We start from the raw sequence: 21,207 nt of genomic DNA, 5'->3' as shown, positions 1-21,207 counted from the left end.
TCTATGAATTCGTTGCGTTTGGAACCCATTTCTCGTGTGGCCGGTGAGGTCAATCTGCCCGGCTCCAAGAGCGTGTCCAACCGGGCCCTGCTGCTGGCAGCCCTGGCCCGTGGCACCACCCGGCTTACCAACCTGCTCGACAGCGATGACATTCGTCACATGCTGGCGGCGCTGACCCAGCTCGGGGTCAAGTACAAGCTCTCCGCCGACAAGACCGAGTGCACAGTGCACGGTCTGGGTCGCAGCTTCGCGGTGAAGGAGCCGGTCAATCTGTTCCTTGGCAACGCCGGCACCGCCATGCGACCGCTGTGCGCCGCCCTGTGTCTGGGCTCCGGCGAATACACCCTGGGCGGGGAACCGCGCATGGAAGAGCGCCCCATCGGCCATCTGGTGGATGCCCTGCGCGAAGCGGGCGCCCATATCCAGTACCTGAAGAAAGACGGCTATCCGCCGCTGGTGGTGGATGCCAAGGGGCTGTGGGGCGGCGACGTCCATGTCGACGGTTCCGTTTCCAGCCAGTTCCTGACCGCCTTCCTGATGGCGGCGCCGATGGCGGCGGGCGACACCCGCATCCACATCAAGGGGGAGCTGGTCTCCAAGCCCTACATCGACATCACCCTGCACATCATGAAGCAGTTCGGGGTGGTCATCGAGCACGACAACTACAAGCTGTTCTACATCAAGGGCAACCAGAGCTACGTCAGCCCGGGTGACTTCCTGGTGGAAGGGGATGCCTCCAGCGCCTCCTACTTCCTCGCGGCGGGCGCCATCAAGGGCAAGGTGCGGGTCACCGGCATCGGCAAGCACAGCATTCAGGGCGACATCCACTTCGCCGACGTGCTGGAGAAGATGGGCGCCCGCATCACCTGGGGCGATGACTTCATCGAGGCCGAGCAGGCGCCGCTGCACGGCATCGACATGGACATGAACCACATTCCCGATGCGGCCATGACCATCGCCGTGGCCGCGCTGTTCGCCGAGGGGCCCACCTCCATTCGCAACATCTACAACTGGCGGGTGAAGGAGACCGACCGCCTGCACGCCATGGCGACCGAGCTGCGCAAGCTGGGCGTCGAGGTGGAGGAGGGGCGTGACTTCATCACCGTCACCCCGCCAGCCCAACTCAAGCATGCGGCCATCGATACCTACAACGACCACCGCATCGCCATGTGCTTCTCGCTGGTGGCGCTGTCCGATACTGCTGTCACCATCAATGATCCGGGTTGTACCTCCAAGACCTTCCCGGACTACTTCGACAAGCTGGCCAGCATCAGCCAGCGTGCATGAGTCAACCAGGCCCGCCTCGCAGCGGGCCTGTTTCTTTGGGCTGCCCCGGCCTGCTGTTCCCCTCTTTTCATCCTCGCCTAGCAGCATTATTCAAACTTGCAAGGTAGGTTAAGAAAATTCCTTATGAGATAATGTAATTTTCTATTTACACTGCTGCTTGTGCGGGCTAGATTGAAGTTTCTTTATCGCAGTCATCTAGCAGGAAGCCTTATCATGCAGCATCAAACCGACGACGTTCGTATTAGTGAAATCAAAGAGTTATTACCCCCGGTTGCGGTGCTTGAGAAGTTTCCGGCCACCGAGGTCGCATCCAATACCGTCTTTGAATCCCGTCAGGCCATCCATCAGATCCTGGCCGGTGAAGATCAGCGCCTGCTGGTGGTGATCGGCCCCTGTTCCATTCACGACCCGGCTGCCGCGCTGGAGTACGGCAAGCGCCTCAAGGTGCTGCGTGACGAACTCAAGGGCCAGCTGGAGATAGTGATGCGGGTCTATTTCGAGAAGCCGCGCACCACGGTGGGCTGGAAGGGGCTGATCAACGACCCTTACCTCGACAACAGCTGCCAGATCAACGACGGCCTGCGCATCGGTCGCAAGCTGCTGTTGGATCTCAACGACATGGGGCTGCCGACCGCCTCCGAGTTCCTCGACATGATCACCCCGCAATACGTGGCGGATCTGATGAGCTGGGGCGCCATCGGGGCCCGCACCACCGAATCCCAGGTGCACCGCGAGCTGGCCTCCGGTCTCTCCTGCCCGGTGGGCTTCAAGAACGGCACCGACGGCACCATCAAGGTGGCCATCGATGCCATCGGCGCTGCCAGTGCGCCGCACCACTTCCTGTCGGTGACCAAGTACGGCCACTCCGCCATCGTCGCGACCCGGGGCAACCCGGACTGTCACATCATCCTGCGCGGCGGCCGTGAGCCGAACTACAGCGCCGCCCATGTGGACGAAGTGGTGAAGGGGCTGGACAAGGCCGGTCTGCCGCAGAAGGTGATGATCGACTTCAGCCACGCCAACAGCAGCAAGCAGTTCAAGAACCAGATGCTGGTGGCCGAGGACGTGGCCGGTCAGCTGCGTGCCGGCAGCCGGGCTGTGTTCGGCGTCATGGTGGAGAGCCACCTGGTGGAGGGTCGTCAGGATCTGGTGGAAGGGTGCGAACTCACCTTCGGTCAGAGCATCACAGATGCCTGCATCGGCTGGGCCGACACCGAGACCCTGCTGCGCAATCTGGCCGATGCGGTGGCCACCCGCAACGCAGGCTAATTTCGGGCAGGCTGCGCCACGTGGCGCGCCTGAGCTACGACACACAAAACAAAAGCGCGACCCTGGGTCGCGCTTTTTTATTGGCCGCCGCGGGCGGCAGGCATGATCACCAGCGGTAGGTCTTGAGCAGCTGCTCGAGCTTGCGGCACTGCTCCACCAGCTGGACGCTGGCGAGATTGGCGGCGTGAGCCTGGCCCAGGGTGTCGTTGGAGGTGTTGCGAATGTCGCTCACCGAGCCGTCCACCTCGCTGCAGACCCTGTCCTGCTCCTCGGCGGACTGAGCCATCTGGGCATTGAGATCGTTGATGCTGCTGATGCGGCCGATGATGTTCTGCATGGCGGCCAGGGTCGCTTCCGTCTTGTGGATGCTCTCGTCCGCCTTGGCCTTAGCATCCCCGATCACCGATACCGCGCTCTGGGCCTCGTTCTGCAGGGCGGCGATCATCTGGGAGATCTCCTCGCTGGCGGCGCGGCTGCGGTTGGAGAGGGCGCGCACCTCGTCGGCCACCACCGCAAAGCCGCGGCCCTGCTCGCCGGCCCGGGCCGCCTCGATGGCGGCGTTAAGAGCCAGCAGGTTGGTCTGATCCGCGATCCCCTTGATCACCTCCAGCACCCCGTCGACCGCCAGGCAGCGGTTGTCGAGCTGCTGGATCACCTTGTCGACCCGCTCGATCTCAGCCGACATCTCGCCCATGTCGTTGATGGAGTGCTGGGCGAGGCGACTGGTGTTGGCCGCATCCTGGTTGGTGAGGGCGGAGAGTTCGGCGCTCTTGCGGGCGTGTTCGCGCACCTCGTGAGAGCTGGCGGCCAGCTCGCTGACGGCGGCGGCCACCTGTACCGTCATGCTCTCCTGCTGACGGGCCGAGCCTTCGGTCTGGGTCGCCACCTGGCGGATCTGGTTGGACTCCTGATAGAGCTGGTGGGTGGCGCTTTCCACCTCCTGCAGGCTGTGGCGAAAACCCTGCACCATGGCGCTGACGGCACGGGTCATCTCGCCCAGCTCATCCCGGTTGGGGTTTTCCAGGGGGAGGGAGAGATCCCGCTCCTTGGCCATGCGGGTCATGGCCAGTTGCAGGTGGCGTACCGGCCGCTTGATGTAGCGCTGCAGCACCCAGCCCAGCAGGCCGAAGCCCAGCCCAAACACCGCTACCAGGCTGCCGCTCAGGATCAGGTTGTTGCGATGGATCTCGCCAAAGGTGTGGCTGAGATCGTAACTGATGCGCACCGCCCCCATGACGGTGCCTTCCGCCACCTGGTGGCAGGTGGTGCACTGGGTACCGCGGTACTCCTTGTAGGCCTTGAAGGGCTTGATCAGGGTGAGCTGGTTGCCCTGCTGCTCGAGAATGGTCTCCCCCTGCTGGATGGCGCGCTCGTCCAGCTTGTCTTCAATCTGCTGATCCGGGTGGCCTGGGCCGAACAGGCTGGTGACCGCCGGGGCGCGGATCAGGCGGGCCTCGACGATGCCGGCCTCGCTCTTGAGCTTGGTCTGCACGATCTGGCGATTAGCGATGGCCCCCGTCATCATCAGCACGTTGAGCTGATCCATGTAGGTGTTGGCGGCGCTCTCCACCTTTTCACCCGCCAGCCGGATGGCGAGATCCCGTTGCAGCCAGGCGGAAAGCTCGAAGCTGAGGGCGAAGGTGCAGCCGATGACCAGGGCGAGGGGGAGAAAGATTTTCCAGTTCAGAGACAGATTTTGCATCGTTGGCAGGTCCATGCGCAGGTGAGCGATCGTCAATGGTTGATGACTCTCCCCCGTTTGCTCATCAGAACGGGGGAGATGGTTCTCTATCGGCTCACCCTACCTCATCTTGAGTAAATTAACTGTTAACTGGATCCATGATGGAGGTTAATGGTGCGTAGCAAACGAGGGTTGTTCGTCATTGAGTTGATCCAGCACAAACTTGGCACTTATTGATAGTGGTTATCATTTGCATTATTTCACTCGATAGCCTGCCTGCGATGACACCACTGCTGACCCCGACCATGACAGGTCTTGCCACCCCGGATCCCCTCAAGTTCGCCTTTGGCGCCAAGACCTCGGCCCACGCCAGTCGTGGCGGCATGCGTCCGCTCACCCTCGACCATGCCGACTGGCAAGCCTGGTGGCGCCGCGAGAGCGAGGCGGACGAGCGGGCGCTCTATATCCACATCCCGTTTTGCCGCAAGCGCTGCAGCTTCTGCAATTTCTTTGAAAATGGCGCCAACCCGGCCCGCATCACCCGCTATGTCAACGCGCTCTGCGGCGCGCTTGCCCGGGCCGCCGAGACACCCTTCACCCAGAGCCGCCCCTTCTCGGCCGTCTATGTGGGGGGCGGCACGCCGACGGACATGAGCGCCGACGAGCTGGCGATGCTGGCCGCCGCCATCCGTCGTTTTCCCCTGACCCCGGATGCGGAGGTGACCCTGGAGGGGCGCCTCAACGGTTTTGACGATGCCAAGTGGCGCAGTGCGCTGGCGGGCGGCTTCAACCGCTTCTCGTTCGGGGTGCAGAGCTTTGATACCGAGGTGCGCCAGGCGGCGGCCCGCTTCGACGACCGGGAGACCCTGCTGACCCGGCTGGGGGAGTTGACCCGTCACGATGATGCGGTGATCGTGGCCGATCTCATCTTCGGCCTGCCAGGCCAGGACGATGCGGTGTGGCGTCAGGACATCGCGGATGTGATGGTGAGCGGGGTGCACGGAGTGGATCTCTATCAGCTCATCGCCATGGCCGGCACCCATCTGGCCCGTGCCGAGGCGAAGGGCAAACTCGGCTGGGCCGCCGACGGCCAGCAGCGGGCCGCCATGTATGCCTATGGCGCCCAGACGCTGGAGCAGGGGGGTTGGCAGCGGCTCTCCTGCAGCCACTGGCGGCGCTGCGAGGCCGAGCAGAGCCGCTACAACCAGATGGCCAAGCGCGGCGCCGAGATCCTCCCCTTCGGGGCCGGGGCTGGCGGCAACGTGCATGGGCACGGCCTCATGTATGGCCGGGATCTGGCGCTCTGGCACGAGGCGCTGGCGGCGGATCAGCGGGCCCCCGGCATGGTGATGGGGCGCAATCCCAATGGCCGCCTCGATGGTCTGCTGCGCGGCGCGCTCGACAGCGGCTGGCTGGCGCTGGCCCGCCTGCCGACGCCGCTGCGGGTACATCTGCAACCCTTGTTCGAGGCCTGGCAGCAGCACGGGCTGGCGACGCTGAGCGAGGTGCGGCTCGAGCTCACTCTGGCGGGGCGCTTCTGGAACGTCAATCTGCAGGTCGGGCTGTTTGAATACTTGCAGCTCAACCCGCTGGCGGGGTCGGGTACGGCGCCTGCCGATCCGGCGCAGGCGGTACGCCATTCGCTGGTGTGAGTGTGCTGGTGTGAGTGCACTGGCCAAGAGGGCCGGGCAAAGAGAGATGATAAACAAGGGGGCACCTGATGTGCCCCCTTGTGCGTTATGGCTGGTGGACCTCTTCCACCCGCACCCGCAACTGCCCCTCTGCAAGCTGGGTGACCAGCGTCTGGCCGGCATCGACCTGGGCGGCGCGGCTTATCACCTCACCGCTTTGGGTGCGGGTGATGGAGTAGCCGCGGCCCAGGGTGGCGAGCGGGCTCACCCCGTCGAGGCGGGCGCTGAGCATGGCGAGGCGGTGGCTAGCAAGGTCTTGGCGCTTGGCGATGAGGGCATGGAGGCGCTCCTCGGCCAGCTGGTGGCGACGCTTGCCGGCGGCCAGCAAGCGCTCCGGGCTCTTGCCCTGCAGGCGCAACTCCAGATTGGCAAGGCGCCGCTCCCCCTGATGCAGTCTGTGGTTCATCAGCTGCTGCAAACGGGCGGAGAGCTCGTCGAGGCGCTGGGATTGCTGCTCCAGCCGCCGCTTCGGATCCTGATGGTCGAGCCGCTTTTGCAGCAGGATGAAATCGTGGCGGGCGGCGGTCTGCTGGCGGTTCATCGCCTGCAGCAGTTGCTGCTTGAGATGGGCGAGGCGCTGGGCGCGAGCGCTCTGATCCGGCGCCACCAGCTCGGCCGCCGCCGACGGGGTCGGGGCGCGCAGGTCGGCGGCAAAGTCGCTGATGGTGACGTCCACCTCGTGGCCCACCGCGCTCACCACCGGGATGGCGGAGTGGGCGATGGCGCGCGCCACCGCCTCTTCGTTGAAGCACCAGAGATCTTCCAGCGACCCGCCGCCGCGTCCGACGATCAGCACATCCACCTCGGCGCGGCGGTTGGCCAGGGCAATGGCAGAGACGATCTGGCCGATGGCGGCGCTGCCCTGCACCTGGGTCGGGTAGATAAACACCGGCAGATCCGGCGCGCGGCGTTTGAGCACCGTCAGCATGTCATGGAGGGCAGCACCGGTGGCGGAGGTGATGAGGCCCACCGCGCGCGGTTCGCGGGGCAGCGGTCGCTTGCGCCCCTCGTCGAACAGTCCCTCGGCGCCGAGGCGGCGCTTGAGCTCCTCAAAGCGCAGCGCCAGCACGCCATCACCCGCCGGCTGCATCGATTCGATGATCAGCTGGTAGTCGCCGCGCGGCTCATAAAGCGAGACCCGCGCCTGCACCAGCACCTGCATGCCGTCCTGAGGGCGGAAGGCCACCCGCCGGTTGTTGCCCTTGAACATGGCACAGCGCACCTGGGCCGACATGTCCTTGAGGGAGAAGTACCAGTGGCCGGAGCTTGGCATCGCCAGGTTGGAGAGCTCGCCGGTCAGCCACACCAGCCCCAGATCCTGCTCCAGGATCATGCGCACGGCGCTGTTGAGGCGGGTGACGGTAAAGACCTGCTGTTGTCTGCTTTGACTCGGTTCGTTGCGGTAGTTCAAGGCTGGTCCTGCACTGTGTGCCCCGTCTTGGGGGCGGGGGCATAAAACAATGGCGCCATCTTAACGCAGTTCGGGGCGAACGCCGAGCGGCGCTGCCCCTGGCGGGTTCAGCGTGCGTCCGGATCCTGAGGCTGCGCCCGGGCCTGAACGGTCGGGGCACTGGTCTGGCTGGTCACCAGCCAGACCGAGAGGCAGACGACCAGGCCCCCCAGTACGAAGCCCTGGCTCAAGGTCTCGCCCAGCACCAGCGCGCCCCACAAGATGCCGAAGGGGGGGATCAGGAAGGTGACGGTGAGACTGCGCAGCGGGCCGATATCGGCGATCAGTCGAAAATAGAGCAGGTAGGCGAGGGCGGTGCAGACCACGCCGACCGCCAGCACGCTGGCCCAGGCGGTGGGCACGGCCCAGTCGACCGCGGGGCCGGCCGCCAGCTGGTAAGCGAAAAAGGGCAGCAGGAACAGGCTGGCACCCAGCTGGCTGCCAAAGGCCACCAGCTTGGCATCGAGCCCTCCGCGATGGGTGATCCAGCTGCGGGTGAGAAAGCCGGCGAGGCCGTAGCAGGCGGTGGCAAACAGGCAGGCCAGCACCCCGGGCAGCAGATGCCCATCGGCACTCACCTCACCGGTGGTGGTGATGAGGCTGATCCCGATCACCCCCAATACCACCCCCAGCCATTTGCGCCGGTCAAGGTGCTCGTTGAAGCAGGAAAAGCCGATGAGGGCCCCCATCAGCGGCGTGGTGGCGTTGAGGATGGCCGAGTAGCCGGCCGGCAGCCAGAGGGCGGCGATGGCGTACATCAGAAACGGAATGGCGGAGTTGATGACGCCGAGCAGCATGGCGGACTTGAGCTTGCCCTGAAACCCCATGGGGGCGCGCAGCAGCAGGAGCATGACGGCAAGCCCGATAAGGGCGAACAGTACCCGCAGGAAGGTGGTGTTGACGGCGCCAAACGCCGGGGCGGCGATGCGCATGAACAGGAAGCTGGCGCCCCAGATGGCGGCCAGCAGAAGCAGGCGCCCATAATCGGCAGGTTTCATGGTGTCGTCCTTGCGGTGATGGTGGCCAATATTGACGCTGCATCGGCATGATGCCGACAAGGTGCCTGTGCTGGCAACTGCCTGGATGGCAGCAGGGCGTCCATGCCCTGGCGTACCGGTGTGTGGGTGACGGGAGCGTTACGGCTCCGGCTGGCTCACGAAGGCAATCTTGTGCAGGCCGTGCTGGGAGGCCTGGGCCATCACCCTGGCGATGATGCCGTACTCCACCTTGCGATCGATGCGCAGCTGGATCTCGGGCAGCTCCCCCTCGGCCTGGCCGGCGCTCTCCATCTTGGCGAGCAGGGCGGTCTCATCGACCTCCTGATCGTTCCAGTAGATCTTGCCGGCGCCATCGATGGCGAGGTTTATGTCCTGCTTGTCTGGCTGGTTGAGCTGGCTGCTGGCCTCTGGCAGCTCCAGCTTGACCGCGTTGGTGAGCAGGGGGGCGGTGATCATGAAGACGATGAGCAGCACCAGCATGACGTCGATCATCGGGATCATGTTGATCTCGGAGAGGGGTTGATCGTCCCCCTCGTCCGACAGTTTGCCAAATGCCATCAGCCGCGCCCCTCTCTGGCTTTCCGCTCCATCAGCGGAGTGACCTTGGTGGTGGCGATCTGCTCGCAGCCGGTCACCAGCAGGGTGAACAGATCGTGGCCAAACTCCTCCAGCGCCGCGAGCCTGAGGCGATTGCGCCGCACGAAGAAGTTGTAGATGAGCACGGCCGGCAGGGCGACCGCGAGGCCGAAGCCGGTCATGATCAGCGCCTCGCCCACGGGGCCGGCAACCTTGTCCAGACTGCTCTGACCGGCGGCGCCGATGGCCAGCAGGGCGTGGTAGATGCCCCAGACGGTGCCGAACAGCCCGATGAAGGGGGCTGCCGAGCCCACCGAGGCGAGGAAGGCCAGCCCCTGCTCCAGCCGCACCCGCTCCTGGGTGATGGCCCGGCGCATGGCGCGCAGCAGATATTCATCCGGAGAGCCCAGCTTGCAGCTGACCGCACGCTCCTCGGCCCGGTTCAGCTGGGCCACGGCCGCCAGCGCTGCGCCGGTCAGCCGGCCATAGGCCTCCTGCGGCGGCAGGTGGGCCAGCTGGCGCTCCATCTCCTGCACGTTGTCGTGTTGCCAGAAATCGGCAACGAAGCGGGCGTTGAGGCGTAGTTCCCGCTGTGCGAGATAGCCCTTGAGCAGGGCGTAGTAGCAGGTGCCAAGGGACATCAGTACCAGCAGGATGAAGGGGATCAGCCCCACGCCGCTGTTCTGGCTGAGCAGGTGGGCGATGCCCATACCGTTGCTTGCGATTTCAGGATCCATGTTCAAGCCCATAATTTGAAAATGATGGTGACGTTTGCCGAGGCCTCGACGGCCAGGTTGTTCTGTCTGGCAGGAATGAATTTCCAGCGGCTGACGGTCTTGCGGGCCGTCATGTCCAGCCGCCGATAGCCGCTACTCTTGGCCACCTCCACCGAGGCGGCGGTGCCCTCGGCCGTCACCCGCACATTGAGGATGACCCGCCCCTCTTCTCCCCGTCGTCTCGACTCATAGGGGTATTGGGGCTCGGGGTTGTTGAGCCGTGCATCGCGGGCGATGGGGGCACTGTTGCCCGCGTCGCCGCCAGCCTTCTGGGCAGGATGCTGACTGGCACTTGCGCCACTCATCTGTGTGGCTGTTGCCGCCGCAGGGGCGGGCACGGTGACCGGTGGTTGCGGACTGCTCATCGGCGTGACCTTGGTGGGCTGTACGGGAGGCGTGCGGCTTTCAAGCGGTTTGACCAGCGGCTTGATGCTCTTTTTGACTGGCTTGAGCGGCGGTTTTTTGGGTAGTGGCAACGGCCTGGCCTTTTGCTGCACTTTTTGTATTTGCTGCGTTGTGGTAGCAGGGGCGGGGGCCGCCTTGGCCGGTGCATCATTGGTCGCTGCCTCACCGACCCAGCGGGCCGACAGGGTCAGCGGCAAGGGCGGGGTGATGGGCGCAGGCTGGTGCGCATAGAGCCACCAGAAGGCGGCAAGATGCAGGGCGATCGCGATGGCAAGGCAAACGAGACGGGCGGCGCCGGGATCGTTGGCAGGAAGTGTTGGTCTCGGGCTGCAGGCGTCCATCACTGGGCTCCCTGACGAGTCTTCATATACATACTCGAACGGCTAGTGTGAAGGCGCCCGAACCGGCGCCGATGCCGCAAGCTTGCCCGACGAACAACCTATCAAACAATAACTATTATCAATCGTGTTTTAATCGTAACAGGATGAAAAACCTGGGGATAAGCATCGATACTGGGCTCCCTTTAGCGCCTCACAGGTTGCAACGCCGCCTTCTGGTAATGAGTGGCGGCAGCGGGTTACAGCTCCAGCAATACCCCGAGCTCCACCACCCGGTTGGCAGGAATATGGAAAAAGTCGGTGGCCTTGAGGGAGTTGCGGTTCATCCAGACGAACAGGCCCTCTCGCCAGCGCGCCATGCCGGGCAGATCTGTGCTGACAAGGTGCTCGTGGGAGAGGAAGAAGGAGGTCTTGGCCATGGTGACCTTCAGATCCTCCTGGGCGCAGGCCTGGAAGATCTCCTCCATGGAGGGCACCTCCTTGTAGCCGAAGTGGGCGATCACCTGCCAGAACCCCTCGCCAAGGTGGGTGAGTTCGATGCGCTCCTTGAAGGAGAGCCAGGGCTCGTCCTTGATCTGAACGGTCAGGAAAATGACCCGTTTGTGCAGGATCTTGTTGTGTTTGAGGTTGTGCAGCATGGCGTGGGGCACCACCTGCACCGATTTCGAGAGAAACACGGCGGTGCCGGGTACCAGCAGCGGCGGGTCTGCCTGCATGTTGTCGACAAACCCTTTCAGCGCCAGTGACTTGTGTTCCAGCTTGTCGAGCACCAGCTCCCGTCCGCGCTTCCAGGTGGTCATCACCAGGATGGCCAGCAGAGCAAACAGGATGGGGAGCCAGCCACCGGCCAGAAACTTGGTGGTATTGGCGGCAAAGAAGGTGACATCGACCAGCAGCAGCGGCGCGCATACCAGCGCAATGAGCCAGCGCGACCACTTCCAGCGGCGGGCGGCCACCACCATCAGCAGCAGGGTGGTGAGCGCCATGGTGCCGGTCACCGCAATGCCGTAGGCGGCCGCCAGGTTGCTTGAACTCTGGAACCAGAAGATGACGATGACGATGCCCCCCAGCAGCAACCAGTTCACCAGCGGCAGGTAGATCTGGCCTATCTCGTGCTCCGAGGTGTGGCGGATCTCCTGGCGCGGCAGGTAGCCGAGCAAGATGGCCTGGCGCACCACCGAGTAGGTGCCCGAGATCACCGCCTGGGAGGCGATGACGGTGGCCAGGGTAGCGAGGATCAACAGGGGAAAGGCCAGCCAGGAGGGGGCGAGCAGGTAGAAGGGATTTTCGATGGCGGTGGGATTGCGCAGCAGCAGGGCCCCCTGGCCGAAGTAGTTGAGCAGCAGGGCCGGCATCACCAGGGAGCCCCAGGCCAGCCGGATGGCGCCACGGCCAAAGTGGCCCATGTCGGCGTAGAGCGCCTCCGTGCCGGTGACGCAGAGCACGACGGCCCCCAGGGTGATGAAAGCGACACCCGGTCGGCTGGCCATGAAATCGAGGGCGTAGAGCGGATTGACGGCCTGCAGGATGGCGGGGTTTTGAGCGATCTCATAGGCCCCGAGCGCCGCCAGCACCCCGAACCAGAGCAGCATGACCGGGCCGAACAGGCGGCCGATGCCGGCGGTGCCGTAATGCTGGGCCCCGAACAGGATCACCAGTACGGTGAGGGTGATGGGCAGCACGAAGGGCGCCAGCTCCGGGGTGATCACCTGCAGCCCTTCGACCGCCGAGAGCACCGAGATGGCGGGGGTGATCACCGCATCCCCGATGAAGAGCCCGACGCCGACCAGACCGAGCATCATGAGCAGGGCGCGCGGCTTGGCCGGGAGGCGGCGGGAGGCCAGCGAGGCGAGGGTGAGGATCCCCCCTTCTCCCTTGTCGTCGGCCCGAAGCACCAGCAGCACATATTTGAATGAGACCACGATCATGATGGTCCAGAAGAAGAGGGAGACGATGGAGAGGATCCCCGCCGGCGTAGGTTGCAGGCCCAGGTGTCCGGCGAAGCTCTCCTTGAGGGCATAGAGCGGGCTGGTGCCGAGATCGCCATAGACGACCCCCAGTGCCGCCAGGGTAATGGCCATGCGCCCTTGCGGGTGTCCGTGATTCATCATGAAATTCCATTTCAATTCAGAATGTTAATCATGATACGTAGGCGCCGGCTCAAAGCAAACCCGCGTCATCAAAAGGTCATGTCGCCTGAACGTACCGGCTCGGGGAAACCAGCCGGATACGGCGCAGCTTGGCTTAGTTGTTGACGAACTTGCCAGAGGCGAGTGACCCGGTTTGCGAGGGCGCTCGACAGGTACCAACGGGTCTGTGACGGGGGAGGGGTTGCGGGGCTGCCTGAAAAAATTAAACGGGGGCTTTTTTGCATAAAACCGCAATGAGGCAACTCTTTTGCCTGCAAACGGCCGTTTTATGACGAAAATTGTTGGGTTTTTAGCGCCTTGGCGGCTGAAAAGGTCAAAACGCCATAAAAAATTCAAAAAACTTCTTTACCAGTGACCAATGCGTGAGTAAACTTCGTCGGCAATATTTTACACCCCCACTTCCTCAACGGTGAGATATTGCCATGCTCAGGATTGCCAAAGAAGCGTTAACCTTCGACGATGTACTGTTGGTTCCCGCCCACTCCGAAGTTCTTCCCAATACTGCCGATCTGCGTACCAAGCTGACCTCTGCCATCAGCCTGAACATCCCCATGATCTCCGCTGCCATGGACACAGTGACCGAAGCCCGTCTGGCTATCGCACTGGCCCAGGAAGGCGGTATCGGCTTTATCCACAAGAACATGTCCATCGAGCAGCAGGCTGCAGAAGTGCGCAAGGTCAAGAAGTACGAGAGCGGCGTGGTCACCGACCCTGTCACCGTACGCCCTGACCTGACCATCGCCCAGATCAAGGAGCTGAGCCACAAGAACGGTTTCGCCGGCTATCCGGTGGTAACCGAAGGCAACCAGCTGGTGGGCATCATCACCGGTCGTGACGTGCGCTTCGTGACCGATCTCTCCCAGACTGTCGAACAGATCATGACCCAGAAGGATCGTCTGGTCACCGTGCGTGAAGGGGCTCCTCGTGAAGAGGTGGTCGGCCTGATGCAGAAGCACCGTATCGAGAAGGTGCTGGTGGTCAACGCCGACTTCAAACTCAAGGGCATGATCACCGTCAAGGACTTCCAGAAAGCCGAGCGCAAGCCGAACGCCTGTAAAGATGACAAGGGTCGTCTGCGGGTCGGCGCTGCCGTCGGTGCCGGTGCTGGCAACGAAGAGCGCGTCGCCGCCCTGGTGGAAGCCGGTGTGGACGTGCTGCTGATCGATTCATCCCACGGCCACTCCCAGGGTGTGTTGGATCGCATCAAGGCGACCCGCGAAGCCTACCCTGATCTGCAGATCATCGGCGGCAACGTGGCGACTGCCGCGGGCGCCAAGGCGCTGGCCGCTGCCGGCGTCAACGCCGTCAAGGTCGGGATAGGCCCGGGCTCCATCTGTACTACCCGTATCGTGACCGGCGTGGGCGTGCCCCAGATCACCGCCATCTCCGACGCCGTCGACGCGCTGGAAGGCACCGGCATTCCGGTGATTGCCGATGGCGGCATCCGCTTCTCCGGTGACGTGGCCAAGGCCATCGCCGCTGGCGCCAGCTGCGTCATGGTGGGCTCCATGTTTGCCGGTACCGAAGAGGCACCGGGCGAGATCGAGCTCTACCAGGGCCGCTCCTTCAAGTCCTACCGTGGCATGGGTTCTCTGGGCGCCATGTCCAAAGGCTCCAGCGACCGTTACTTCCAGACCGACAACGCCGCCGACAAGCTGGTGCCGGAAGGGATCGAAGGGCGCGTGCCGTACAAGGGCCGCCTCAAGGAGATCATCCACCAGCAGATGGGCGGTCTGCGCTCCTCCATGGGCCTGACCGGCAGCGCCACCATCGACGACATGCGCACCAAGGCCGAATTCGTGCGCATCTCGGGCGCCGGGATGAAAGAGTCCCACGTGCACGACGTGACCATTACCAAAGAAGCCCCCAACTACCGGATGGGCTGATAAAACGGGGCTGCGGCCCCGTTTCTCCACCCCTTTTTTATCCCGTGCTTTTTGTGACAACAGCAGCCTGATGCAGGAATAAAATGACTAAAGACATTCACCAGCACCGTATCCTTATCCTCGACTTTGGTTCCCAGTACACCCAGCTGATCGCCCGCCGCGTGCGCGAAATCGGCGTCTACTGCGAACTGTGGGCCTGGGATGTGACCGAAGAGCAGATCCGCGAATTCAATCCGAGCGGCATCATCCTCTCCGGCGGCCCCGAGTCCGTCACCGAAGCGGGCAGCCCGCGCGCCCCCGAGTACGTGTTCAACGCCGGCGTGCCGGTGTTCGGCATCTGCTACGGCATGCAGACCATGGCCGAGCAGCTGGGTGGCAAGGTGCAATCCTCCACCGAGCGTGAGTTCGGTTACGCCAAGGTGGAAGTGCTGGGCAACTCTGGCAAGACCAGTGCCCTCTTGCGCAACATCGAAGATGCCATCGCCGACAACGGCAATGCGCTGCTGGATGTCTGGATGAGCCACGGCGACAAGGTCACCACCATCCCGGCCGACTTCACCACCATCGCCCAGACTGCCACCTGCCCGCACGCTGCCATGGCCAACGAAGCCAAGCGTTTCTACGGCGTGCAGTTCCACCCGGAAGTGACCCACACCCGTCAGGGTGCCCGCATGCTGGAGCACTTCGTCAAAGACATCTGTGGCTGTGAATGCCTGTGGACCCCGGCCACCATCATCGACGACGCCGTTGCCCGCATCCGCGAGCAGGTGGGTGACGACGAGGTGATCCTGGGTCTCTCCGGCGGGGTGGACTCCTCCGTGGTCGCCATGCTGGTACACCGTGCCATCGGCGATCGCCTCACCTGCGTCTTCGTCGACAACGGTCTGCTGCGCCTGAACGAAGGTCAGCAGGTGATGGAGATGTTTGGCGATCACTTTGGTCTGAACATCGTCAAGGTCGATGCCGAAGAGCGCTTCCTTTCCGCCCTGGCGGGTGAAGATGAACCGGAAGCCAAGCGCAAGATCATCGGCCGCGTCTTCGTCGAAGTGTTTGACGATGAAGCGAAAAAGCTGAAAAACGCCCGCTGGCTGGCACAAGGCACCATCTACCCGGACGTCATCGAATCTGCCGCCAGCAAGACCGGCAAGGCCCACGTCATCAAGTCTCACCACAACGTCGGCGGCCTGCCGGAAGAGATGAAGATGGGTCTGGTCGAACCGCTGCGCGAGCTGTTCAAGGACGAAGTGCGCCGCGTTGGCCTCGAGCTGGGTCTGCCTTACGACATGCTCTACCGTCACCCGTTCCCGGGCCCGGGTCTGGGCGTGCGGGTACTTGGCGAAGTGAAGAAAGAGTACTGCGATCTGCTGCGCAAGGCCGATGCGGTCTTTATCGAAGAGCTGCGCAAAGCCGACCTCTACAACCAGGTCAGCCAGGCCTTCGCCGTGTTCCTGCCGGTGCGCTCCGTTGGCGTGATGGGCGATGGTCGCAAATATGACTGGGTCATTGCCCTGCGCGCCGTCGAAACCATCGACTTCATGACCGCCCACTGGGCCCACCTGCCGTACGACTTCCTCGGTCACGTGTCTAATCGCATCATCAACGAGATCAACGGCATCTCCCGCGTGGTGTACGACGTCTCCGGTAAGCCGCCTGCAACCATCGAATGGGAATAAGCGGCGCACGCCCTTTCACCCTTCAAGCATAAAAATGTAAAAAAGACGCCCTTGCGGCGTCTTTTCTTTTTCCAATCGTTTGCGCCTCATTTTTCCCCTCGCTAGCCGCTTTCTCGCCTCCCTGCCTCTGTCATATCTGACAGGGGGTGTTTTATGGATCTCGCACTAGGCTCAGCCATGCCAATTGAGACCGACTCTGTGAGGCGGCGGTCGCGGCAGCAGGGGAGGGTGGCGACAGCAAAGTCTTCATGGGCACTGTCGACACCGGACATACCGATATCTGGTATGGCCCCCGGTGGAGTCCGGACACCACTTGAATAAACGGGGCGGAACCCGAACAGCCAAACGAGTAGGGACAAGAGATCACGGAGGGTTTGTTATGTCAGAACAAGCAGTGTTGTTGGGCGGATGGACTGCCTACCACAAGCTGAGCGCAAAAGATCAGGCCGTATTCAACCAGGCGCTGGAAGGATTTGTCGGGGTGCAGTACACCCCCTTTGAAGTTTCCACCCAGGTCGTCGCCGGCACCAACTACCGTTTCAAATGCAAAACCACGGTGCCGCTGCCCAACCCGATCCACGGGGAAGCCGTGGTGCAGATCTTCCAATCCCTGGATGGCTCGGCCCATATCACCTCCATCACCCCGATCTGATAGGGTTGTGGGCAAGGCGGGGAGGGGGAGTAGCTTCCAACCTGCTTGCTCCAGATTCTAGAAATAAGAAAGACGCCTTAGGGCGTCTTTTTACTCAAACTAAAGACATAAATGATTCCAGAAAAAACGCTTATTTCTAATGTGAGTGAATTTATTTTTATGTTGAGTGCCAAATATTATTAGCATAGCACCCATGAATACCCGAGTTGATGATGAGTAAAATAAAGTCTGCTATAAAGTATTGTTTTTATGTTTATAGTTACTTTACTCATTTATAAAAGAAAAATTTTCTTATGAACTATAACTAGGTGGAAAGTAAATTTATATATTCTAACTAGTTTTTTTTCGTCTAAGCAATCGATGAAGATCAGTGAATGATTTACTTATAAACAAGTCATAAACTAGTTTTAATGCAGATGTTAGCAAGGATGATATAGCTGATATTTGTAGAAAGAAGAGAAACCAAACTATTGTGGCACATGTTGCTTTTATTTTGTCGGCACTAATGGTAGGTGTAATAAGACTATGAGTGGAAAAAGTTAAAATTAAATCGCAACATAAGGAGGTTACTAGTGCTGTTGTACTAAAAAGCAATACTAAAACCAAGCTTTTTAGTACGCTAAGGTCTACTCCACTATAAATTAACCCAACATTTTCTTTTCCTTGAGCTTTCTGCAAAGCAGTTGGGTAAATTAGAGCCAACCATGCACCAATAACACCAAATAATATAGCGGAGACATTGATTAGTATTCCTATTTGAGATTTGATTAAATCAACTTTTAGGCTTAATGCAAAGTCAAATAAATATTGATTGGCGAGCATTATATAGCCAAAAATAGCTAATAGCCATAAAATCGGCTTGACCAATTTGCAGTAGTGTACGATATTATCGTTCATGCAGCCCTTCTTTTTTTCTGTTTCCTAGGAATTAATATACGATACTTAGCCTCTATATAGTTAAGTAGCTCAGATGCTCCAAAGGGATTTTTCTTTTTACGTACAATTTCAAAACCATGCTCAGTTCGGAGATGCTTTCCATCTAAAAATATTTTCTTCCCATTTTCCCCTTTTATTACAAACCCTAGATTGTTATATCTTTCAGGGTCAGTAATTTGCTTTTTATAAGCATTTACTATATTAAGGAAGTCTTGTTGTGTTGCAGGGGTGAAATCAAGTTCAATTTCTACATTTGCATCTTTATTGTCAGGGATTCCTCTATTAATTGCGTTGCTAGCAAGATTGTGGAAAAAGCCTTTTAGTTCAGTGTTTACTGCAGATTTCTTTATTCTGCGAACAATTTTAGTTATTCGGTCATATTTTTCTGTCAATTCCTCTATAGTCAATTCATCAATTTTTCTTTTTAGTTCAAATTTAAAATAGCCTAACTCACCGTCATTGTCAGGGTGACGATAACCGATAACTTTATTTTCATCTTCCTCATGAGTGATAGCAAACTCAGAGTAGCTTTGAACATATGAAGTAATGTAGTTTTTTAGTGCAGCTAATGATGTTATTGCATGGTCAAAAGCTATTGTCGCGACGAAGCCATTATTAAGTGATATCCAGTAATAGCTAGGTAGACCAGGTATGTCATCTTTTGAGTTTACACCAGATTTAACTTTGGCCTTTCCAGGTTTTGAGTCCTTGCTTACGGTTAGGATTTCATTTTCAGCATTAGTCAGCTCATTCCAAAGAATAATGACATACTCTCCATCCTGGCCAGTGATATCATAACAGTAAACGTTAATTTGCCCAGTGGTCTTTTCAGCCACTTTGGTGCTAGTGTTAACTAAGTTTGGCCTAGAATTAAACCAATCAATTAATGAGTTGATGATTAACTCGCTTGAGTCAAATAATTCTTGGTCTGAACCTCTTTTGTAGATTCCTAACTTGTGGATGTTGTAATACTGTAGAGTTCCGTTCATTCAAACCTCAATATTTTTATTACTAGCACTGGCGCCATGATTACAACTTAACATCTTTCCCTCATTACCTGTTTGGGGCACGACGAGGGTCGAATGAGAATTATATCAAATGCATCGCTGCTTAGTGAATGAAAATGTAACTATTTCGTAGTTTTCTAGGTAGGAAATGATTGATTTTATAGTGAGGTAGTGAGGTAGTGAGGTAGTGAGGTAGTGAGGTAGTGAGGTAGTGAGGTAGTGAGGTAGCGAGGTAGTGAGGTAGCGAGGTAGTGAGGTAGCGAGGTAGTGAGGTAGTGAGGGTAGGGGGCAATGCGCTGCGCTTATTGCACCCTACGTCTCTTCGTTAATTCGCCGTGGTGGTGTGGCTGAGCGCCGAGCCTTGCCAAAGCAACAAAAGGGGCGATTTGCGCCCCGATTCTTCTGATCTCCCTGCTTTATATCGCCGCATGTTTGTCTGGCGCTGCCTGATTATCTGCTGACTCACTACCAAGATTCCTGTTTTCCTCATCAGGCCGAGCGGAGAAAGCCACTTTCACTCATACCTCGCCGCTTCCCAGGCGTGTATCGCCTGTTTGCGGGTCTCGCCCCAGTGATAGCCGCCGAGTTTGCCGTTTTGCTGGATGACTCGGTGACAGGGGATCATCAAGGCGACGGGGTTGGCGCCCACCGCCAGCCCCACGGCTCGGGCGGCCTTGGGGTTGCCGACGGCGCTCGCCACCTGGGCGTAGCTCACCACCTTGGCGGGCGGGATCTGCAATAGCGCCCGCCAGACGCTGATCTGAAAGTTGGTGCCGCTCACGTGCAAGGAGATGGGGCGATCCGGTGCCTTGCTGGTGTCGAACATGGTGTGGATGACCCCCTGGGTGCGTGATGGCGATTCTCGCAGCTCCGCCTCGGGCCAGCTCTGGGCGAGGGCGGTCAGCGGCGCCTGCGGTGTCTGGTCATCGAGAAACGAGAAGTTGCATACCCCCCGCGGGGTCAGGGCGACGAATGCCTGACCGAAGGGGGTGTCGTGCACCCCGTGATCGATGACCAGCCCGGCCCCGCGCTGCTTGTATTCGCCCGGCGTCACCGCTTCGAGCTGTACGAAATGATCGTAGAGCCGCGAGCCGCTGCTAAGGCCCAGGGTATCGGCCACCTCCAGCAGCGGGCGCGACTCCTGCAGCAGCGCCTTGGCCCGCTCCAGAGTCAGCACCTGCAGATAGCGTTTGGGGGTCACCCCGGCCCAGCGGCTGAACAGCCGCTGGAAGTGAAAGGGGCTTAAGTGAACGTGCGCCGCTATCTCGTCCAGGGTGGGCTGGCGCGCCACCTGGCTTGCGATAAAACGGATGGCATCGGCGATGCGGGCGTAATCAGACATAAGGCGCTCTCACGATAGGTTTGCAGCCGCAGTATCTTGGGTGTGACAAGGTCATGTGCGACAAATAGATACCCCACCATCGGCCAGCAGGGCAATGCCGGTGGTAAAGCTGGATGCATCGGACGAGAGATAAAGGGCCGAGCGGGCGATCTCCTCCGGTTGGGCCAGCCGTTTGAGGGCATGCATATTCTGCACAAAGGCGAGACTCTCCGGCGTATTGGTAAAGGCCTGCCCCATGGGGGTGTCGGTGCCCCCCGGCAGCAGGGCGTTGACCCGCACCCCTTGTGCCCCATATTCGGCGGCCAGCACCTGGGTCAGGCCGATGAGGCCGGCCTTGCTCGCGGCATAGGCCGCCATGCCGGGCAACCCCAGGGTATGGCCGACGAAGGTGGAGGTAAAGATAAGCGAGCCGCCGCCGCGTGCCTGCATGGCGGGGATCTGGTACTTGGCCCCCACAAAGGCGCTGGTGAGGTTGGTATCCAGGGTCTCTTGCCACTGCGCCAGTCCAAGCGCCGGCACGCTGCCCGGTGTCCCCGTGGTGCCGGCGTTGTTGAAGGCGATATCGAGCCCGCCGAAACGGGTCAGCGCGAGATCCACCAGGGCGCGGGCGTAAGTCTCGCTTTTCACATCCCCCGCCAGGCTCACCGCCTGTCCCCCCTCATGGCGGATCTCCTCCACCAGCAGATCCAGCTCGGGCTGGCGGCGGGCGCCGACGACCACGCTGGCCCCTTCCCGGGCAAACAGGATGGCGCTGGCGCGGCCGATGCCGGAGCTGGCGCCGGTGATGATGGCGACCTTGTTGGACAGTAATGACATGGCAGTTCCCTCGCAGGTGTGTTGTGCGGGCGCACAGGGTTGGCAGTGGGTTGGACCCTCAATGGGTTCAACTCCAAGCTGGTTTAGCCCCACTATGGCAACCGGCCCTCGCAGACACGACCCGGATCTTGCTCTCTTTGCCCCCCTATCACGGCACCGTGCGCAGATAGCGGCCCTTGCGGCAACAAAACAGGGGATCTTCGGCCGTCATTCTCTATAATGCCCCCTCTTTTTTTGACTGCCGGTTTGACTGCCGGGCCACACCGGCAGCGCC

At 60.4% G+C, this 21,207-nt stretch carries 17 protein-coding genes; 6 read left to right on the top strand and 11 right to left on the bottom strand.

Annotated features, from left to right (window positions below; genetic code table 11):
- The first annotated feature begins 3 nt into the window (after positions 1-3).
- Together aroA and aroG are read left to right on the top strand one after the other, a co-directional pair.
- Positions 4-1,287 carry a 3-phosphoshikimate 1-carboxyvinyltransferase gene (gene aroA, locus AB5Y81_RS03465; RefSeq protein WP_010633771.1) on the top strand — a complete coding sequence of 428 codons (1,284 nt, stop codon included), beginning with the start codon at positions 4-6 and terminating at the stop codon, positions 1,285-1,287.
- Positions 1,288-1,500: 213 nt separating this feature from the next.
- Positions 1,501-2,556: a 3-deoxy-7-phosphoheptulonate synthase AroG gene (aroG, locus tag AB5Y81_RS03460; RefSeq protein WP_279484257.1), complete on the top strand. Its 1,056-nt coding sequence runs from the start codon at positions 1,501-1,503 to the stop codon at positions 2,554-2,556.
- Between the two features lie 106 nt (positions 2,557-2,662).
- On the opposite strand, the gene AB5Y81_RS03455 is transcribed toward aroG, so the two are convergent.
- Complete coding sequence (locus AB5Y81_RS03455) at positions 2,663-4,258, bottom strand: methyl-accepting chemotaxis protein (RefSeq protein ID WP_010633772.1); 1,596 nt, start codon at positions 4,256-4,258, stop codon at positions 2,663-2,665.
- Between the two features lie 260 nt (positions 4,259-4,518).
- Between AB5Y81_RS03455 and hutW the strand changes: the two genes are divergently transcribed.
- Positions 4,519-5,889 carry a heme anaerobic degradation radical SAM methyltransferase ChuW/HutW gene (gene hutW, locus AB5Y81_RS03450; RefSeq protein ID WP_279484258.1) on the top strand — a complete coding sequence of 457 codons (1,371 nt, stop codon included), beginning with the start codon at positions 4,519-4,521 and terminating at the stop codon, positions 5,887-5,889.
- Positions 5,890-5,974: 85 nt separating this feature from the next.
- Here hutW and xseA read toward each other — a convergent pair whose 3' ends face one another.
- The 6 genes from xseA to AB5Y81_RS03420 form a co-directional block, all read right to left on the bottom strand.
- On the bottom strand, positions 5,975-7,339 hold the full coding sequence (gene xseA, locus AB5Y81_RS03445) for an exodeoxyribonuclease VII large subunit (RefSeq protein WP_117403380.1): 1,365 nt from the start codon (positions 7,337-7,339) through the stop codon (positions 5,975-5,977).
- A 107-nt stretch (positions 7,340-7,446) separates the two neighbouring features.
- The gene (locus tag AB5Y81_RS03440) at positions 7,447-8,376 is read right to left on the bottom strand and encodes a DMT family transporter (RefSeq protein WP_279484259.1); all 930 of its coding nucleotides are present in this window, start codon (positions 8,374-8,376) and stop codon (positions 7,447-7,449) included.
- A 138-nt stretch (positions 8,377-8,514) separates the two neighbouring features.
- Complete coding sequence (locus AB5Y81_RS03435; RefSeq protein WP_042065041.1) at positions 8,515-8,934, bottom strand: biopolymer transporter ExbD; 420 nt, start codon at positions 8,932-8,934, stop codon at positions 8,515-8,517.
- A complete protein-coding gene (locus tag AB5Y81_RS03430; RefSeq protein ID WP_279484260.1) occupies positions 8,934-9,689 on the bottom strand; it encodes a MotA/TolQ/ExbB proton channel family protein in 756 nt (251 codons plus the stop codon). The genes AB5Y81_RS03435 and AB5Y81_RS03430 overlap by 1 nt, the downstream gene beginning before the upstream one ends.
- A 2-nt stretch (positions 9,690-9,691) precedes the next feature.
- Positions 9,692-10,474 carry an energy transducer TonB gene (locus tag AB5Y81_RS03425; RefSeq protein ID WP_279484261.1) on the bottom strand — a complete coding sequence of 261 codons (783 nt, stop codon included), beginning with the start codon at positions 10,472-10,474 and terminating at the stop codon, positions 9,692-9,694.
- A 236-nt stretch (positions 10,475-10,710) separates the two neighbouring features.
- Entirely contained in the window at positions 10,711-12,597 is a 1,887-nt protein-coding gene (locus tag AB5Y81_RS03420; RefSeq protein WP_279484262.1) for a potassium transporter Kup, read from the bottom strand.
- A 446-nt stretch (positions 12,598-13,043) separates the two neighbouring features.
- Here AB5Y81_RS03420 and guaB point away from each other — a divergent pair, with 446 nt between their 5' ends.
- The 3 genes from guaB to AB5Y81_RS03405 all read left to right on the top strand — a co-directional run bounded on the left by guaB (position 13,044) and on the right by AB5Y81_RS03405 (position 16,832).
- Positions 13,044-14,507 carry an IMP dehydrogenase gene (gene guaB / locus AB5Y81_RS03415; protein WP_005301581.1) on the top strand — a complete coding sequence of 488 codons (1,464 nt, stop codon included), beginning with the start codon at positions 13,044-13,046 and terminating at the stop codon, positions 14,505-14,507.
- A gap of 83 nt (positions 14,508-14,590) precedes the next feature.
- Positions 14,591-16,180 (top strand): glutamine-hydrolyzing GMP synthase, encoded by a 1,590-nt coding sequence (gene guaA / locus AB5Y81_RS03410; protein WP_016350936.1) that lies wholly within the window; start codon positions 14,591-14,593, stop codon positions 16,178-16,180.
- A 379-nt stretch (positions 16,181-16,559) separates the two neighbouring features.
- The gene (locus AB5Y81_RS03405; protein WP_010633780.1) at positions 16,560-16,832 is read left to right on the top strand and encodes a hypothetical protein; all 273 of its coding nucleotides are present in this window, start codon (positions 16,560-16,562) and stop codon (positions 16,830-16,832) included.
- Positions 16,833-17,162: 330 nt separating this feature from the next.
- Here AB5Y81_RS03405 and AB5Y81_RS03400 read toward each other — a convergent pair whose 3' ends face one another.
- The 4 genes from AB5Y81_RS03400 to AB5Y81_RS03385 form a co-directional block, all read right to left on the bottom strand.
- A complete protein-coding gene (locus AB5Y81_RS03400; RefSeq protein ID WP_219312609.1) occupies positions 17,163-17,729 on the bottom strand; it encodes a hypothetical protein in 567 nt (188 codons plus the stop codon).
- Entirely contained in the window at positions 17,726-18,757 is a 1,032-nt protein-coding gene (locus tag AB5Y81_RS03395; RefSeq protein WP_219312607.1) for a hypothetical protein, read from the bottom strand. Before AB5Y81_RS03395 ends, AB5Y81_RS03400 begins: the two co-directional genes overlap by 4 nt.
- Positions 18,758-19,289: 532 nt before the next feature.
- Positions 19,290-20,117, bottom strand: a complete 828-nt coding sequence (locus AB5Y81_RS03390; protein ID WP_279484264.1) for a methylated-DNA--[protein]-cysteine S-methyltransferase — start codon at positions 20,115-20,117, stop codon at positions 19,290-19,292.
- 51 nt (positions 20,118-20,168) lie between these two features.
- Positions 20,169-20,933, bottom strand: coding sequence for an SDR family oxidoreductase (locus tag AB5Y81_RS03385; protein WP_279484265.1), 765 nt, complete (start codon positions 20,931-20,933; stop codon positions 20,169-20,171).
- Between the last annotated feature and the right edge of the window lie 274 nt (positions 20,934-21,207).

The sequence above is a fragment of the Aeromonas sp. s2 genome (assembly GCF_040907935.1).
In the GTDB taxonomy this organism is placed as follows: Bacteria; Pseudomonadota; Gammaproteobacteria; order Enterobacterales; family Aeromonadaceae; genus Aeromonas; species Aeromonas dhakensis.
This window is presented reverse-complemented; position numbering and strand designations above follow the sequence as displayed.

What these genes read in the sequence shown, in the direction of transcription:
- aroG (WP_279484257.1), top strand. Translation starts at nt 1,501, where the DNA reads ATGCAGCATCAAACCGACGACGTTCGTATTAGTGAAATCAAAGAGTTA.
- AB5Y81_RS03385 (WP_279484265.1), bottom strand. Translation starts at nt 20,933, where the DNA reads ATGTCATTACTGTCCAACAAGGTCGCCATCATCACCGGCGCCAGCTCC.
- AB5Y81_RS03395 (WP_219312607.1), bottom strand. Translation starts at nt 18,757, where the DNA reads ATGAACGGAACTCTACAGTATTACAACATCCACAAGTTAGGAATCTAC.
- AB5Y81_RS03435 (WP_042065041.1), bottom strand. Translation starts at nt 8,934, where the DNA reads ATGGCATTTGGCAAACTGTCGGACGAGGGGGACGATCAACCCCTCTCC.
- aroA (WP_010633771.1), top strand. Translation starts at nt 4, where the DNA reads ATGAATTCGTTGCGTTTGGAACCCATTTCTCGTGTGGCCGGTGAGGTC.
- guaB (WP_005301581.1), top strand. Translation starts at nt 13,044, where the DNA reads ATGCTCAGGATTGCCAAAGAAGCGTTAACCTTCGACGATGTACTGTTG.
- AB5Y81_RS03400 (WP_219312609.1), bottom strand. Translation starts at nt 17,729, where the DNA reads ATGAACGATAATATCGTACACTACTGCAAATTGGTCAAGCCGATTTTA.
- AB5Y81_RS03430 (WP_279484260.1), bottom strand. Translation starts at nt 9,689, where the DNA reads ATGGATCCTGAAATCGCAAGCAACGGTATGGGCATCGCCCACCTGCTC.
- AB5Y81_RS03455 (WP_010633772.1), bottom strand. Translation starts at nt 4,258, where the DNA reads ATGCAAAATCTGTCTCTGAACTGGAAAATCTTTCTCCCCCTCGCCCTG.
- hutW (WP_279484258.1), top strand. Translation starts at nt 4,519, where the DNA reads ATGACACCACTGCTGACCCCGACCATGACAGGTCTTGCCACCCCGGAT.
- AB5Y81_RS03390 (WP_279484264.1), bottom strand. Translation starts at nt 20,117, where the DNA reads ATGTCTGATTACGCCCGCATCGCCGATGCCATCCGTTTTATCGCAAGC.
- AB5Y81_RS03425 (WP_279484261.1), bottom strand. Translation starts at nt 10,474, where the DNA reads ATGGACGCCTGCAGCCCGAGACCAACACTTCCTGCCAACGATCCCGGC.
- AB5Y81_RS03405 (WP_010633780.1), top strand. Translation starts at nt 16,560, where the DNA reads ATGTCAGAACAAGCAGTGTTGTTGGGCGGATGGACTGCCTACCACAAG.
- guaA (WP_016350936.1), top strand. Translation starts at nt 14,591, where the DNA reads ATGACTAAAGACATTCACCAGCACCGTATCCTTATCCTCGACTTTGGT.
- AB5Y81_RS03440 (WP_279484259.1), bottom strand. Translation starts at nt 8,376, where the DNA reads ATGAAACCTGCCGATTATGGGCGCCTGCTTCTGCTGGCCGCCATCTGG.